This is a genomic window from Streptomyces sp. V3I8 (genome assembly GCF_030817535.1).
GTDB lineage: Bacteria > Actinomycetota > Actinomycetes > Streptomycetales > Streptomycetaceae > Streptomyces.
This window is the reverse complement of record NZ_JAUSZL010000004.1, coordinates 138,564-153,505: the sequence shown is the minus strand read 5'-3', so window position 1 is coordinate 153,505 and position 14,942 is coordinate 138,564. Positions and strand designations below refer to the sequence as shown.

The following is a 14,942-nucleotide window of genomic DNA, read 5'->3' as shown; positions in this document are numbered from 1 at the left end:
TCTCCCGGCACGTCTGGGGCGCGGCTCAGCGCGGTTCGATGGTGCCTGCGGCGGCGAGGCCGGCCATGGCCTGCAGATAGGCCGCGCGCCGCCGCGGCGGGACCCCCGCACCGTCCACCGCCGCGCCCACGTCCTCGTGGTGCTCCAACGACCGCACGATGTCCAGGAGTTCGGGTGTCTTCAGAAACGACAGCTGCCGCGTCCCGAAGTGGTACACCAGCGCGCCGAAGGGCTCGGGGCGCAGGGCCACCTGGGGGGAGCAGCGGTAGGGTTGCCCGGCATCGAACACGACTGCTCCTCCTCTTCGCGGCGCTCCGGTCAGTAGACGCCGCACATACCGTCGATGGAGACCTCCTCGACCAGCAGGTCGTCCTCGACCAGCAGCTCCTGGCCGGCCCGGTCCGCCGGGACCTGCTCCGTGCCGCTGCCGGCGGCGGGCTCAGGGCTGTGCGCGGTCTCGGACATCGGCACTCCTGGAGTGGGACGGCGGGTGAGGACGCACAGCAGTCGGCTGAGCTGCGACAAACCTAACTGCGGTGCCCCGGCGCCAGAAGGCGCACGGACCCCTATGTTCCCGGCCGCCGCCCGGATAGGGGTCCGTGCATGTACCTGTGCATGGACCTGTGCCCGTGCCGTCCGCACGCCGTGCCCGTGCCGTGCCTGCGGGTCAGGCCGCCGCGCGCCGCCGCCGGATCGGCTCGCCCACCCGGTGCAGGTGCGTCAGCGCCTCCCGGTAGGACTCGATCAGCCCGGTCTCGTGGTAGGGCACACCCAGCTCCGCGCAGTACTCGCGCACGATGCCCTGGGCGCGGCGCAGGTGCACCGTGGGCATGCTCGGGAACAGGTGGTGCTCGATCTGGTAGTTCAGCCCGCCCAGCAGCACGTCCCGGACCGGCCCGCCGCGCACATTGCGCGAGGTCAGCACCTGGCGGCGCAGGAAGTCGGGCCGCTCACCGCCGGTCAGGGTCGGCATGCCCTTGTGGTTCGGGGCGAAGACGCATCCCAGATAGACACCGAACAGGCACTGGTTGACCAGCAGGAACGCCACCGCCTTGCCCGGCGACAGCACCAGGAACAGCGCGGACAGGAACGCCGCCGCGTGCGCGAACAGCAGGGCGCCCTCCAGCAGCCGGTGCTTCAGCTGCCGCGAGCGCAGCGCCCGCACGCTCGACACCTGCAGGTTGAAGCCCTCCAGCATCAGCAGCGGGAAGAACAGGTACGCCTGGTGGCCGCCGAAGAAGTTCGCCAGCCCGCGGCTGGCACGGGCCTGGTCGGTGGACCACACCAAAAGGTCCGGGGAGACGTCGGGATCCAGGTCCTCGTGGTTGGGGTTGGCGTGGTGACGGGTGTGCTTGTTCATCCACCAGCCGTAGCTCATCCCGATGCCCAGGTTGGCGAACAGCCGCCCGCCGATCTCGCTGGGCCGGCGGGTCCGGAAGACCTGCCGGTGCGCCAGGTCGTGGGCGGCCAGCGCGATCTGGCCGAACACCACGGTCAGGTAGGCGGCGACCGCCAGCTGCCACCAGCTGTCGCCGAGCGCGAAGAAGGCCGTCCAGCCCGCCGCCAGCATCACCACCACCAGGGTCAGGCGCACCGCGTAGTAGCCGTGGCGCCGCCTGAGCAGGCCCGCGTCGGCGATGCGCTGGGCGAGCCGGGCGAAGTCGCTGCCGGCCTGGGCGGCGGCGGGCCTGCGGATCCGGGCGGCGGGCGTCCCGGCCGCGGTGAGGGCGTCAGTGGGGATCGTCATGTCGCCGAGTCTGCGGATCCGGGTGCGGCGGCGACAGCGGGCTGGGCCCCACATCCCGGCGGGTGCTGCCCCCACGCGACCCCAGGGGGTTTCCACCACCCCTACGCCCCCGGCCTGCCCCTTCCGCCGGCCCACGGCCTGCCGCGGGCCCCGGCGCCACCCGCCGCGGCGGCGGTGGTCAGGGGGCGCACATCCCGCGACGATACGATCACGGTCGCGGAAGCGGGTGGCCGCGCCGGCCCATGGCGCTGTCAACACCCGCCGCCCGCACCGCTGTTGGTACGAGGGGAAGGACCTGCGCATGGCGTTCGCCGAGCCCCTCCTCCTGCCACGGCACGCACCGGTGCGCCTGCTCGGGGCGTACGGGTTCCAGGCCGCCGCGGCGCCACCCCTAGGGCCTGGGGGAGCAGTGCCCACGGGCGCCGCCCTACCGGGCGCGCGCACCGCCGCGCCGGGCGGCACACGGCGTCAACTGCCGCCGCCACCAGGCGTTCTGTGCCGTACGGCGCAAAGGCGCGCGGCACCTCGGGCCGCCACCGCGCCGGTGGCCGGCCGCCCGGGCCGCCGCGGCGCGTGCCGGCGGGCCCCGGCCCCCTCACTGCCCGCTCAGGGGTCCGTCGGGGTGTCGGCCCGGCCGGCACCGCGCCTAGCCTTGCGCCATGTCGATGACCTGTGTGACCGAGGCCGGCGACGGGACATGGTGACCCGCCGCCGGCCGTCACCGCCCGGCAGGAGCGCCGAGGCGTCGTACGGCGGGCCCGCCCCCCGCCTCTCCGGTGAACAGCGCGCACCGCGCCCCTTGCAGGACAGCAGGCAGCGGCAGCTGGAGGCGGTACGCGGCTGCGCGCGCACCGCGCTCGCCCGGGCCGGCCTGCCGCCCCTGCCCACCCCGCACCCCTTCGCGACCTCGGCCGCCCCGCCCCCGCGGGCACCCGCGCCGGCCGCCCCGCAGCCGCCCGTGCCGTGGGACGCACTGGTCGACAGCGCCAAGGAGAGCGTCCGCCTGACCTGGTTCCCGATGGTCGGCCGCATGATCGGCCTCGACGACAGCATGCTGCGCCCCCTGCCCGCCCCCGACGGCACCGCGGCCCGGACAGCGCCGGCACGCGGCGCACGCACACCCCCCACAGAGCGGACCCCGCGGTCCGCCCGACACGATTGGTGAAGGTGCGATGTACCAATTCCCCGCGAACGGCCCCATCGCCGCGTCCGTACGGATCCCCGGCGGCACCTGCGCCGTGCGGACCGGTGACGGCCACGGCGTCAGCGTCGAGGTGGCCCCGGCGACCGCGTGGCGCTCCGGAGACCGCAAGGCCGCCGAGAGCACGGCCGTGTACTACGCGGACGGGGTCCTGAGCGTGCTCACCGGCGAGCGCGGCGGCTGGCTCAAGGGACGGGTCCGGGTGGACGTCGCCCTGCCGGCCGGCTCGGTCCTGGAGTTCGCCTCCGACTCCGCCGACCTCGAGGTCCACGGCCGGCTCGCCTCCCTCGCCGTCGACACCGGCTCCGGCGGCGTGGAGGCCGAGCACGTCACCGGCGACGTACGCCTGGACGTGTCCTCCTCGGACAGCCAGCTGGGCACCGTCGGCGGCTTCCTGGAATTCGCCGCCCGCTCCGGGGGACTGCGCGTGGACCACGCCGCCGGAACCGTCAGCGCCAGGTCGAGCAGCGGCGATCTGCGCCTGGGCACCACCGGCGGCGACGTCCGCCTCGAGACGTCCTCCGGCGACGTGCGCATCGCCGCCGTCCACGGCGGCGCCGTCTACGCCACCACCTCCTCCGGCGACGTGTCCGTCGGCGTCGACAAGGGCCTGGGCGTGCAGTCGAGCCTGCAGACCAACAGCGGGGACCAGCGCGGCGACCTCGCCCAGGGCGCCCCCTCGGACGGCGGCCCCGACGTCGTTTTGAAGATCACCACGACCAGCGGCGACATCACCGTGCGCCGCGCCTGACCCCGCCCCGTGCCCGCCGCCCGCGGCTGCCGCCGGGGCGGCCCGCCGCGCTCACCCGCCGGTGGTTCACGGGCAGGCGGTGAGGGCGGCGTGGGCGCGCAGGAGCTGCGGCTGCCGGGGCGCGGCGCCGATCCGCAGGGCCTCGAACGGGCCGCTGACCCCGACCAGGTGCGGCACCGGCCGCAGGACCAGCCGGTCGCCCGGGCCCAGGACGCGGTCCAGGACCGCCTCACTCAGCAGATGGTGCAGGTGCACCAGGGCCTGGGCGAGCGTGAGGCCCGCGGTGGCCAGGTGCAGTTCGTGGCGCACCGGCCGCCGCCCGACCGGCCCGTCGGCGGGCAGGTCCACGACCGTGCCCGCCGCGGTGGGCAGCGACGCGGTGGCGGGGAACAGCTTGAGCAGACGGCGCAGCGCGGTGCTCTGCTCGGCCGGCGCCGGGCCCAGCCAGGCGCTCGCCCCGTCGGCGGCGACATGGCTGAAGACGAACCGCTCGCGCAGCTGGGCCGGGTTGCCGGCCAGGAACACGGTGCGGGTGAAGTCCTGGCGCCAGGCGGCCGCCTCCTCGCCGCCGATCCCGCGGGCGAACACATACGTCTCCCGGAGCCAGGCGGACAGCTCGAAACCGCGCAGCACGCACACCGCCGGCACCACCGGCTCCGCGCCCGCCGCCGCCACCTCCGCCCGGGCGGCCGCCAGGCCGGCGTCGCTCAGCAGGTCCAGACGCGCGGCCAGTTCGGGCCGCACCGCACGGATGCGCCGGGCGTTCTCGGCGCGCAGCAGCTGCTGGGAGATCATCACAGATAGACCGCTTCCAGGAGTTCGCGGGCGGGAGCGGGGCGGTGGCGGGCCAGCAGACTCGACGTCAGACGGTACGGATTGACGTGCAGGTGGTCCTTGCGGTGGCGGGCCAGCACCTCGGCCACCGGTGCCGCCTCCGCCGCCCGCCCCGGCGCGAGCAGTTTCGCGGCCCGCGCCAGGCTCTGGTGCAGCACCTCACGGCGCAGCGACTGCTGCTGGCCGGCGCCGAGCACCGCGATGAAGTACAGGCGCATCCCCAGCCGCAGCACCGCCTGATCGCCCTGCGCGCCCGCCTCGTCGAGCAGCGCGCCCACCGTGTTGCCCTGCCAGCCGCCGTGGCGCGCGGAGCGCACCTGCCCGTCGATCGGGACCCGGCCCAGCACCACCCGGCGCACCCGGGTGCCGCTCGCGGCCAGCACCCGCTCCACCAGGTGGTAGTCGGCCTCCAGCTCACGGTCGTACAGCAGCACCACCTCGTCGAACGACGGCGCCAGCGACAGCAGTTCACGCATCATGCAGGCCAGGTAGTTGGGCCGGCCGTGCGGGTCGACGATCTGGCGCAGCGGCAGACCGTGGCGCGTGGCGTCCAGGTACACCGGCCCCCCGCAGGCCCGCAGGTCCAGGCAGAACCCCAGCGCGGCCAGCCGCTCGACGGACTCCTCGGCCCCCAGCGCGGGCGGCTGATGGACCGTCAGCCCCGGGTCGTGCAGGCCCAGGCGCGCATAGTGCGACGTCCACAGCTCCAGCACCCGGGCACCGGCCGGATGCACCCAGCCCTGCTCCTCCACCGCCTGCGCGTAGGGACGCAGCGCCCCGGCGCCCGCCTTCTGCTCCTGGGCCCGGTAGCCGACGTACAGCTGGCCGATCTGCTCCTCCGACAGCCCCGAGTAGTCGGCGTCGCCGACCGTGCGGTCCAGGTACTCCCAGAACCCCAGGGTCTGCTCGGTGAGATGGTAGGTGGTGGGACTGTAGCGGTAGGTGACGTCGGCCAGCACGCTGCTGGCCCGGTACATCACGTCCGTCCACAGCAGGCCCTTGAGGTGGCTGGGCGTCAGCGGCTTCGACGGGGTGACGGTGATCGGCGCCAGCAGCACGCGCGCGGTGCCCGCCGGCCGCGGTGCGCGGCCGGTGACGGCATCCTCCTGCACGGCCGGGGCGCTCATGCCGGCTGCTTCTTGCCGTGCACGAAGAACACCCGCCGCACGCCCGCCGCGGAGCGCGGCGGCACCGGGTCGGGCCACCGGCCGTAGCCGGCCTGCGGATCACCCGGCTGCAGCGCCTCCACCTTGAAGCCGTGCGCGCCGAACAGCTCCTCGGGCTCGTCCGTGCCGAAGACCCACGGACAGCCCCAGCGGGCGAAGACGTCCAGCAGGACCTGTACGTCGGGCAGGGTCAGGGCCGCCGCGTTGACCAGGTCGGCGGCGATGCGGCTGCCGGGCGCCATCAGGGCCGCCACCCGCGCCAGCAGCCGGTGCGCGTCCGGGCCGCCCAGGTAGTACAGCAGCCCCTCCAGCAGCCAGACCGAGGGGCGCTCCGGCTCGTATCCGGCCGCCAGCAGGTCCTCCTCCCAGGCGGGCGAGGTGAGGTCGAGCGCGACGGCACGCCGCTCCGCCCGCGGCTGCACCGAGGCCAGGTGCTGCTGCTTGTGGGCCAGCACGGCGGGCCGGTCGAGCTCGAACCAGCGGGTGCCGGCGGGCCACCGCAGGCGGTAGGCCCGCGAGTCCATGCCGGCCGGCGCCAGGACGATCTGCGGGGCGCCGTCGCGGCGGGCCGCGCGCTGCAGGTAGTCGTCCAGGAAACGGGTGCGGATGGCGTTGTAGTCGGGGGTGCTCGGCGCGCTGCGCCCGCCGCCGGGCGGGAACGTCGCCTCCCGGATCTCGCGCAGCAGCGCGAACCCCGCCTCCCCGGCCAGCCGGGCGGCGTGGGGGTCCTCGAAGAGCCGGTCCTCGCGGCCGCTCTCCGCCGCCCGCAGCGCCGCCGTCAGCAGGGACGTGCGCTCGACCGGGTCCAGTGCGCCGCTCATGCCTGTCCTTCCCCACCGGGCCGCGCGGCACCGGTCAGCCGCTCCCACAGGGCCGGGTCCTGACGGAAGAGCCGGTCCTTGACCTGGGTGGGCCGCACCCCGGCGGCGACCGCGGTGTGCCAGTCCCGCACGAAGGCCTCCTCGTCGAGCAGGCCCACCGTCGCCGCGCCCAGCCGCCCCGCGCCGCGCGCCGCCCGGTAGCCGGCCGCCTCGTCGCCGATCGCACGGTCCAGCAGCGCGGCGAAACGTGTGGTCTCCGCCGCCGACCAGGCCCCGTGCGGTGCGAGCGCGAACTCGTAGGACGGCGCCGCCCCGTCCGCGCCGGTGACCCGGCAGGCGGCGTTGCGCACGTCCAGTCCCGTGCGGCCGGCCACCGCGGCCAGCGCCCGGACGACCTGAGCGTCCCGCAGCCGCTCCCCGGCCGCGTCCGAGCGGGTGGCGCGCCCGGCGTACTCCACCCGCGGCACGCCCTCGAAGCGGTCCAGCACCCGCACCACGTCACCCACCGCGTAGCGGTACAGGCCGCCGATGTGGCTGAACACGACGTGGTAGTCGCGCCCCGCCTCCAGCTCGTCGAAGGACAGCGTCGCGGAGTCCGGGCGCACGTCCTCCTCGGCGTCCAGGAACTCGTACACCGAGGCGCCCACGGTCAGGGAGCAGGCCGACGTGTGCCGGTCCAGCGCCACCCCCACGGGCCCCTCCGACGCGGCGACCGGCGCCGGCAGCGTCGCCACCCCGGGCCCGAACTCCTCCCGCAGCCGCGGCAGGTAGAGCGAGGCCATACCGGTGGTCCAGCAGAACAGGGCCCGCATCCGCGGCCACACATGGGCCGGGCGGATCGTGCCGAAGTGGCCGGCCAGCCGCTCCAGTTCCCGCGCCCGCCCCGGATCGGGGTCCGTGTACGGCAGGCCGCCCAGGGTGCCCTCGTGGATCTCCTTGACCAACCGCGGCCACCACAGGCGCAGTTGGTAGGGCAGCGCCGCGACCATCGCCGGGTTGATCCCGATGACGCAGCGCACGTCGCTGGCCACCGCCAGCCGCAGCCGCAGATAGGCCTTCTCCAGGTGCTCGCCCGCCCCGACCGGCACCGGCAGGCTGCCCCACGGCGCGCCCGTGCCGGGCTCCGCCGACAGCGGCTCGCCGAACCTGGCCCCGAAGTCGACCTGGCTGGCCCCGACATGGGGGCGGCCGGACGCCGTGGTGGGCGGGGCGGTCAGCGGGTCGTGCTTCAGGTTCAGTACCGCGTCGGGACGCGCCAGCACGTCGGGGAAGTGCTCGACGAGCGGCGCCCAGGCCGCGTAGTAGAACGGGAAGAAGGTCCGCCGCATGAAACTCGGCGTGACCGGGATCTTCTTGTGCGCGCCCGTCGTCCCGCTGCTGGTGAAGTACACCGCCGGGTCGTCGGCGCTGAGCACGTTGCTCTCCCCGGCCGCCATCCGCTCGACGGACGACGACAGGGCGGCGTAGTCGTTGATCGGGACGGCCTTGCGGAAGTCGTCCAGGTCACGGACGCCGCCGAAACCGTGGGCACGCCCGTACTCGGTGTCCGCGTTGAACTCCGTCAGCTCGTCCAGCACCCGCTGCTGCTGCCCGCGCGCGTCGGCCAGCGCGGCGGTGAGCGACTCCCGCTCGCCGAAGACCCGCCGCCGGTAGCGGCGCACCCGCTCGCCGTCCGCCCACTGTTCAGACAAGTTCATGTGCGCCGAGCACCTCTCGAATCTCCTGCGCGACGGTGGACACCTGGTCCCCCTCGGCGATGAATGAGACGGGCAGCGAGCGCACTTCCTCCCGCATCGCCGCGTTCAGATCGCCCTGGAAGCGGGCGAACGACGCGTAGTCGGCCCGCGGACCGTAGTGCTCGAGCGCATTGAGGTCCCGGCCCGCACCGCAGCGCCGCCACGCCGTCCCGGCCGACACCTCCAGGAAGATGACCTGCCGGGGCTGGGGGAAGGAACGCCACCAGTCGAACAGCGGGTGCCGGTCCTGCCCGGTGAGACGGCACTTGGCGAGCATCTTGTAGTAGTAGGAGTCCACCAGCACCGGAGCGCCCGCCGGGCTGCGCGCGATGCTGTCGCGCAGGTGCAGCACCGCCGTCTGCAGCATCGTCAGCATGAAGTCGGCGGAGTAGTCGCGGTGCAGGGCCGGCATCACATCGCCCACCAGCCCCCGGCGCAGCCGCCCGATCAGCGAGTGCCCCGGGCCCAGCAGTTCCTCGTCGGCGGAGATGATCCGCACCTCGGGAGCGATCCGGGCCACTTCCGTCAGCGTGGCGGACTTGCCGGCGTAGTCCGAGCCCAGCAGCACACAGAACGGCGGCATCGGTCCGGCCGCCGCACCGGCCGGGCCCGCACCGGCCGCCGGCCGGCCACGGAGCGCCTCGGCGGCCTCGCGCGGCGGACTCACCCGCACGCCGCGCGCAGTGGGGGGTGCAGTCATACGACGACCACCGACTTTCTCTCGGAACCGGGGCTCGGGCTGGTGCAGCGGGCCGGCCGCACGGCCCGCCTGCTGCGGGCCGCCCCGGCGCGCGGGCCGGTGAGACCCGCACCCACTATTAGTGGCAGCCCCGCAGCCGCCCCCTCAACCCGTAGCGACCCCTACCCCTGCCGTTCACCGCGGTCCGCGATTGAGGGGGGTCCGGACCGAGGACCGGCCTGACGCACCGTCAGGAAAGGCCGCGGCCAGCCGCATTGAGCGGTTCACGCCGCGTCGGTTACCGTACGGGCGCCGGCCCGCCCCGCCGACGCGGCGGCCGTCACTTTCTCGGCACTGCACGCCGCCTACGCTCAGCACCCGCCTTCCACGGTCCGCTCCCGCGGCGCCCCGCGGCCCTGCCGGCTCCCCGCCCCCGGCAGGACGAGGACGCCCGCGGCGGGCACCGAACACGGGAGCCGGCCACCGGACCGGCCCCGCGAACAGACGCGAGCAGCACGCCGGCTCGCCCGACAAGCCCAGGAGGACACGTGGCGCAGCTCATCCGCATCGAGCAACGCGCCGTGCCGGGTACGCGGTTCGCCGCGGCCGCCTTCGCACGCCGGATCGGCAAGACCGTCCCCATCAGCCTCGCCGGACACCGCATCGCGGGCGACTGCACCCTGGCGGGCGCCCGCGTCAGCGACAACGGCACAGCGGTCACGCTGATGGTCAGGGCGTCGGAGAGCGCGGTGCTCTCCATGCTCACGGCGCTCGGCCGCACCGCCCCCGACTGAGCGCCTCAAAGCCGACTGAACGCCTCGGGGTCAGGGGAAGTACAGCGACGCCTTCTGCAGGACGTGGCGGGTGAACAGCCCGCCCACCACGACCCCGCCCCGGTACAGGGTGGTCCGGGTGGCCCCCGAGGGGGACGTCTGCACCGTGACGGGCCGGCCGATCACGGACGTCCCCAGGATGCGGGCGTCCTGGGCCGCCCACCTGCTCGCGGACGGCTGGATGTCGTCGCTGATCAGCGCGGGCAGGACCATCACCGCGTTACGGGCGCCGGGCAGGCCGCCGCGCAGGCCCTTGGCGTACTCCAGGGCCCATCCGGTGAACCGGGCGAGCACGGCGTCGTCGGCCGCGGGGACGGCGGCGGCCAGGACGAACAGTTCCGTCCTGGTGCCGAACCACCGCGCCTTGCGGTCCGCGCGGCTGCCGATCGTCACCTCGTGGTCGCGCCAGGTCGTGGTGGTCGCCCGGCATCCGTCGGCGGTCAGCCGTTCGCGGAGTGCCCGCAGGTAGGCGTCGGCCGCGTCGGCCGGCGGTGCCCCATCGGTCTGCTGCTGAGTCATGCGTGGATCGTCCAGGACGGGCGGGGCCGGCGGAAGAACACGGCACCGCCCACCCCGCCCCACCCGCCTGTGACGTACATCACGTGGCGTGGGGTCGTGCGGGAGGGCCGCCGCCGTGACGCAGCCGGCGGACGCCCTGTCCGGCCGGATCCTGCGGGACACGTGCGGGACGCGCGGAGGCTGCCCGGAGGCCGGACCGGGCGCCCGGGGTCGCGCATGTCCCGGAGCGCGACGTCGTGCCGGGAGCCGGCGGGGGCGAGCGTGCGGCCGTCGGGGATGACGGCCGGGGCGTGCACCGCCGGGGAAGGCCCGTCCGGCCCGGACGCGTCCTCGGAGCCCGGGCGGTCAGGCAGCCGCACGCCCGGCGCGCTGAGCAGGCCGGCGTGGCAGACGGCCCCCGCCCCCCGGCAAGGGGCCGGGGGGCGGGGGCCGGATGGGGGAGAGGGGCGGGCCGCGGTGGAGCTCAGCCGCCCTGGGGCGTCGTCCCTGGTACTTCGCGGCTGCGGTCCTGCTCCCGCTCGTCTTCTTCACCGGCCTGACCGCCGGCGCGGTCGTCGGTCAGGTCGGCCTGGTCGGGGGAGTCGCCGTCCCACGCCACGGGCGGTGTCGGCGCCGTGATCGTCTGCGGTTCGTCGGATCCCGGCTGGACGCTCGGCTGGGAACCCGGTGCGTGGGGCGTGTGCGGTTGGTCAGGAGAGTTCGTCATGGAGTGCGTGTTCCCGCCGGTGCCGTTCGAATGCCCGGCGGCTCCCCGCACCGGCGGTGCGGGCGTCGCCCGCCCGCGGGGAGGGACCGAGGTTCGCCATGGAGGCCGTCGGCGGCTCCCCGCGCCGTGAACCCGCCCTTCCGAGGGGGTACGGGCGGCCGTCGTGGAACCGGGCGGCGTACGCACCCGGATGCGCCGGCGCGGCCTGACCGGGGCCGGGGCGGCCTGCCCCGGGCCGCGAGCCGGACGCCGCTGCCGGATGTGGGAGGACCCCGGCCGGACGGGGGAGACCGGCCGGGGTGGTGGGTGGTGGCTGCGGAGGGCGGTCGCCTCTCGGCGGGGTGCTCCATGGGGCTTCAGCCGGACGATCGTCCCCATGGGCTGTAGGTGAGGCCCGGGGACACTGTCCCCTCCGCAGCCACATGAGGATGAACGGCCAACTCCCCCGGAGTGTTCCGCTGTTGCCGCCGCACGGTGTGTGAACTGCGGCACGTCCGCAGTCCTCCCCATGGTCCTCGCGCCGCTGTGAGTTCCACGGCGGCGGCGCTCCCGCACGTGAGCGGCGAGCGGCGGACCGGCCCGGCCGCCGCACGCGAGGGCATCGGCGGTCCCGACGGCCGCCTTTCTTCTGCTTCCACCGAACCTGCGCACAACCCTCGGGCCGACCCGCGTGTCACACCAGGCAGGAGCAACCAACTCCTAAGACCACAAGGGGGAAATATGAGATTGAACCGTTCTGTCCTGAGCGCCGCCGCGTTCGCCGCCCTGGCGGTGGGGGCCACGACCGCGCTGGCGGCGCCCGCCTCCGCCGCGCCCAACACCACGCCGCAGAAGGTCTGCGGAAGCGCCTACAAGACCGTGAACTCGGCGCCCATCGGCTCCCTGGGCACCGTCTACCTGACCTACAACGCGGCGAACGGCAAGAACTGCGTCACCACCATCCGCAACACCCCCGGCACCGCCGTGGACATGTCCACCTTCATCTACGTCCCCGACACCGATGAGTACGACGAGGACTACGGGCGGTACACCTCGTACGCGGGCCCGTCCTACGTCTACGGCAAGGCCCACTGCGTCAGCTGGGGCGGCGGCATCAAGAACACGTACGTACAGGTGAACGACTCCAACTGCGCCGCCCGCCAGGAGCACCGGGTGACCTTCACCCGCTGATCCGCCGCTCGCCGGCCGGCCCCGGGTCCGGCCGGCGAGTCGCCCGTGCCGGGAACATCCGCCGGGACGGGCTGGTTGGAAGGGGTGTGGTTGTGGAGGGGACAGTGTCCCCGGGCCTCACCTATTGCCCATGAGGACGATCGTTCGGCTGAAGCCTCATGGAGCCTTTCGCCGCGTAGGCGACCGCCCTCCACGACCACACTCTTCACGGCCGCCCGGCGACCCCTGGTGCCCGGTGTGCTCCAGCGCCGGGGAGCAGGCGTGCACGGTGACGGCGGGGCCGGCGCCCGGTTCACGGCGCATGCGGTGGAGGGCGGTCCGGTCGAAGCAGAAGCCCTGTCCCTTGTCGGCGCGGGTCCCGGCCGGACGGTCTCCCCGCCGCAGCTTCTCGTGCCGGACGGCGCCGCGGGCCTCGACGAAGTCGGACGCCGCCGCAGGAGCGGTCGTGGCCGCCGGCGTCGTGCGAGTCGTCGCGCGCATGCCCCGCGCCACTCCATGATCCGCGCCGCCCTGCCCCGCGCCACTCCATGATCCGCGCCGCCCTGCCCCGCGCCACTCCATGATCCGCCCCGCCCCGCCCCGTCCCGCGCCGTGATCGGTTCGGTGCCCGGGGCTGTTCAGTCCTGCTCGGTCTCTCCTGCCGCGAGCGGTGAGCGCCCGCCCGCTCCGTCGCCGGCCGGCCCCGCGCAGGGGGCGTGCACGCCGAGCGCGGCGTCGACGGCCAGCAGGTGGTGGGTCAGGGGGCCGAAGGAGACCAGACCGCTGCCGGCGCCGGCCGACTCGGCCCCGGCGGCGGCGAGCTCGTCACGGGCACGGCGCAGGACCGGCACGTGCCCGACGGCCGCCGCCGCGCGGGCGAGCACGCACCACAGCGCCTCCTGCAGATGGTCGTGCGGTGGCCGGGCCACCGCCGTGAGCGCCCGGCGGGCCTGTTCGCCGGCACCGGAAGCGGCCAGCAGCAAGGGCTCCAGCCAGGGCCGGTAGGGGCCGGCGTCGAGGCCGGCGAAGTCGTCGGGACCGGGCAGGCCGTCCCCGCGCATCACCGGGACCAGCGCGACCAGCGCGGCCGCTCCCCGGCCGAGCCCGGGCATGCCGCAGACGGCGGTCTCCTGAAGGACCCGGGCGTACCGGGGGCGGGCGGCCGGCCAGCCGTCGGTCTCACAGGTGCGCAGGGCCCGGTACCAGGCGGTGAACACCGCGGCGAGCGGCCGCTCGTTGCGCTGTGCCAGGCGGTCGATCTCCTCGGCCTGCGCGTCCGCCGCCGTGAGATCGCCGAGGCCGGCGAGCGCCTGCAGACGGATCAGGCGTCCCAGGACCTCGTGTCCGGGCAGCTGGTGCTCGACGGCCAGCCGGGTCAGGCCGGCCCCCAGAACATCGCGGCGGGCGGCCGACCCGCAGGTGGCGAAGGACTGCATGAAGGCGCCGTTGAGGGCGAACGCGAGCAGCGCGGGGTCGCCCAGGCGCCGGGCCAGCCGGACGGCTTCCTCGGCGGCGCGTTCGGCACGCAGCCGCCACCCCTCGGCCGCGGGGGCCCCGGCCGCCCGGGACGGCGGCGCATCGGCGGCGGCGTCGCCACGTGACTCGACCGCGACGACCGACAGCAGCCGGGCCCGCAGCGCGGGCGGGCCCTGCGGGCCGAGCCGGGCGGCGGCCCGGGCCGCCGCCCGGACGAGTTCGCCGGCTCCCTCGGGATCGTCGGCGCGCGTCCACAGCGCCGGTACGTCGTAGGAGCCGATGATCCTGGCGGCCAGCTCGGTGTCCCCGGTCGTCTCCGCCGCCGCGACCAGGTCCCGGCGGTGCGTGCGCGCCTCCCGCAGGCCGTCGGCACCGGTCACCGCGAGATCGCGCAGCAGGCCGGCGGTGGCGTGCAGCCGTGCCCGGGACCGGGCGGGCACCGAGCGGTCCCACGCGGCGGCGGTGCGCTCCCACACGCTGTCCGCCGTCCCGGCCGGCTCGGTCGCGGATCCGGTGGCGCCGAGGATGCGGGCTTCGCTGCGGGCCAGGGCGGGCCGGGCGCCCGGCCCGTAGGCGCCGGCGAGGGCCCGGCGGGCCCGCCGCAGGGTGTCCAGGGCCTCGCCGCGCCGCCCGGACCGCTCCAGGGCGGTCGCCAGCAGCACCCAGCCCTCCTCGCGGCCCGGGTGCGCGGCGAGGTGGGCGCGCAGGTCCGCGACGGCGTCCCGGGCGGCGCCGGTGGCCAGCAGGGTGTCGGCGCGCCGCTCGACGGCGTCCAGGCGCAGGGCCTCCAGCCGGACCTGTTCGGCGGCGGCCCACGCGGCGTGCGGGAAGTCGGCCAGCACGGGCCCGCGCCAGCGGGCGAGCGCCTCGTCCCACAGGGCGAGGGCCGCGTGGGGCGCGGCCCGGCCGGCCCGCGCGGCGGTGTCCTCGAAACGCCAGGCGTCGACCGCCTCACGAGGGGCACGCAGGGCGTAGCCGGGACCGTCGGTGACCAGCAGCCGGGACGGCTGCCGGGGTACGCGGCCGGGTTCCAGGGCGCGCCGCAGCGCCGCGACGAAGGTGCGGACGGCGCCGACGGCACCGGCCGGCGCAGGGCCCTCCCACAGGTCGGCCACCAGCCGCCCCACCGGTACGACCCGGCCCCGGGCGATCAGCAGCCGGCCGAGCACCTCCCGGTGGCGGGGCGCGCCGAGCGGCAGCGCCGCGCCCTCCGCGTCCCAGGCGCCGACCGGCCCCAGCAGTCCGAACTCCACGCCCACGGCATGTTCCCTTCGCGGGCGGCGCCGCCCGCGAGGCGGCGCACGGTCACTCATCGATCGCTGAT

At 75.6% G+C, this 14,942-nt stretch carries 16 protein-coding genes; 4 read left to right on the top strand and 12 right to left on the bottom strand.

Annotated features, from left to right (window positions below; all coding sequences use genetic code 11):
* Positions 1–25: 25 nt before the first annotated feature.
* The 3 genes from mftB to QFZ75_RS40745 all read right to left on the bottom strand — a co-directional run bounded on the left by mftB (position 26) and on the right by QFZ75_RS40745 (position 1,747).
* Positions 26–289: a mycofactocin biosynthesis chaperone MftB gene (mftB, locus tag QFZ75_RS40755; RefSeq protein ID WP_307545849.1), complete on the bottom strand. Its 264-nt coding sequence runs from the start codon at positions 287–289 to the stop codon at positions 26–28.
* Between the two features lie 29 nt (positions 290–318).
* A complete protein-coding gene (gene mftA / locus QFZ75_RS40750; RefSeq protein WP_307545847.1) occupies positions 319–465 on the bottom strand; it encodes a mycofactocin precursor MftA in 147 nt (48 codons plus the stop codon).
* 202 nt (positions 466–667) lie between these two features.
* A complete protein-coding gene (locus QFZ75_RS40745; protein WP_307545844.1) occupies positions 668–1,747 on the bottom strand; it encodes an acyl-CoA desaturase in 1,080 nt (359 codons plus the stop codon).
* A 697-nt stretch (positions 1,748–2,444) separates the two neighbouring features.
* On the opposite strand from QFZ75_RS40745, the gene QFZ75_RS40740 reads away from it, so the two are divergent.
* Both QFZ75_RS40740 and QFZ75_RS40735 read left to right on the top strand, forming a co-directional pair.
* A complete protein-coding gene (locus QFZ75_RS40740; RefSeq protein ID WP_307545843.1) occupies positions 2,445–2,912 on the top strand; it encodes a hypothetical protein in 468 nt (155 codons plus the stop codon).
* Positions 2,913–2,919: 7 nt separating this feature from the next.
* Positions 2,920–3,699, top strand: a complete 780-nt coding sequence (locus tag QFZ75_RS40735; protein ID WP_307545841.1) for a DUF4097 family beta strand repeat-containing protein — start codon at positions 2,920–2,922, stop codon at positions 3,697–3,699.
* A gap of 66 nt (positions 3,700–3,765) precedes the next feature.
* Here the strand turns inward: QFZ75_RS40735 and QFZ75_RS40730 are convergent, their stop codons facing one another.
* From QFZ75_RS40730 to QFZ75_RS40710, 5 genes are read right to left on the bottom strand one after another with little or no spacing between them, the layout of a single operon-like run.
* Positions 3,766–4,494, bottom strand: coding sequence for a DUF6182 family protein (locus QFZ75_RS40730; RefSeq protein WP_307545839.1), 729 nt, complete (start codon positions 4,492–4,494; stop codon positions 3,766–3,768).
* Positions 4,494–5,660 (bottom strand): hypothetical protein, encoded by a 1,167-nt coding sequence (locus QFZ75_RS40725; protein ID WP_307545837.1) that lies wholly within the window; start codon positions 5,658–5,660, stop codon positions 4,494–4,496. The genes QFZ75_RS40730 and QFZ75_RS40725 overlap by 1 nt, the downstream gene beginning before the upstream one ends.
* On the bottom strand, positions 5,657–6,520 hold the full coding sequence (locus QFZ75_RS40720) for an SAM-dependent methyltransferase (protein ID WP_307545835.1): 864 nt from the start codon (positions 6,518–6,520) through the stop codon (positions 5,657–5,659). Before QFZ75_RS40720 ends, QFZ75_RS40725 begins: the two co-directional genes overlap by 4 nt.
* A complete protein-coding gene (locus QFZ75_RS40715) occupies positions 6,517–8,217 on the bottom strand; it encodes a GH3 auxin-responsive promoter family protein (protein ID WP_307545833.1) in 1,701 nt (566 codons plus the stop codon). Before QFZ75_RS40715 ends, QFZ75_RS40720 begins: the two co-directional genes overlap by 4 nt.
* Positions 8,204–8,956 (bottom strand): hypothetical protein, encoded by a 753-nt coding sequence (locus tag QFZ75_RS40710; RefSeq protein WP_307545831.1) that lies wholly within the window; start codon positions 8,954–8,956, stop codon positions 8,204–8,206. Before QFZ75_RS40710 ends, QFZ75_RS40715 begins: the two co-directional genes overlap by 14 nt.
* 527 nt (positions 8,957–9,483) lie before the next feature.
* Between QFZ75_RS40710 and QFZ75_RS40705 the strand changes: the two genes are divergently transcribed.
* Positions 9,484–9,729: a hypothetical protein gene (locus QFZ75_RS40705; RefSeq protein WP_307545829.1), complete on the top strand. Its 246-nt coding sequence runs from the start codon at positions 9,484–9,486 to the stop codon at positions 9,727–9,729.
* Between the two features lie 30 nt (positions 9,730–9,759).
* Here the strand turns inward: QFZ75_RS40705 and QFZ75_RS40700 are convergent, their stop codons facing one another.
* Positions 9,760–10,287, bottom strand: a complete 528-nt coding sequence (locus tag QFZ75_RS40700; RefSeq protein ID WP_307545827.1) for a hypothetical protein — start codon at positions 10,285–10,287, stop codon at positions 9,760–9,762.
* 463 nt (positions 10,288–10,750) lie between these two features.
* On the bottom strand, positions 10,751–10,993 hold the full coding sequence (locus QFZ75_RS40695) for a hypothetical protein (protein ID WP_307545825.1): 243 nt from the start codon (positions 10,991–10,993) through the stop codon (positions 10,751–10,753).
* 720 nt (positions 10,994–11,713) lie between these two features.
* Here QFZ75_RS40695 and QFZ75_RS40690 point away from each other — a divergent pair.
* The gene (locus QFZ75_RS40690) at positions 11,714–12,163 is read left to right on the top strand and encodes a spore-associated protein (RefSeq protein ID WP_307545823.1); all 450 of its coding nucleotides are present in this window, start codon (positions 11,714–11,716) and stop codon (positions 12,161–12,163) included.
* Between the two features lie 156 nt (positions 12,164–12,319).
* Here QFZ75_RS40690 and QFZ75_RS40685 read toward each other — a convergent pair whose 3' ends face one another.
* Together QFZ75_RS40685 and QFZ75_RS40680 are read right to left on the bottom strand one after the other, a co-directional pair.
* Complete coding sequence (locus QFZ75_RS40685; protein WP_307545821.1) at positions 12,320–12,643, bottom strand: hypothetical protein; 324 nt, start codon at positions 12,641–12,643, stop codon at positions 12,320–12,322.
* Positions 12,644–12,780: 137 nt separating this feature from the next.
* On the bottom strand, positions 12,781–14,877 hold the full coding sequence (locus QFZ75_RS40680; protein ID WP_307545819.1) for an AfsR/SARP family transcriptional regulator: 2,097 nt from the start codon (positions 14,875–14,877) through the stop codon (positions 12,781–12,783).
* Positions 14,878–14,942 lie beyond the last annotated feature (65 nt).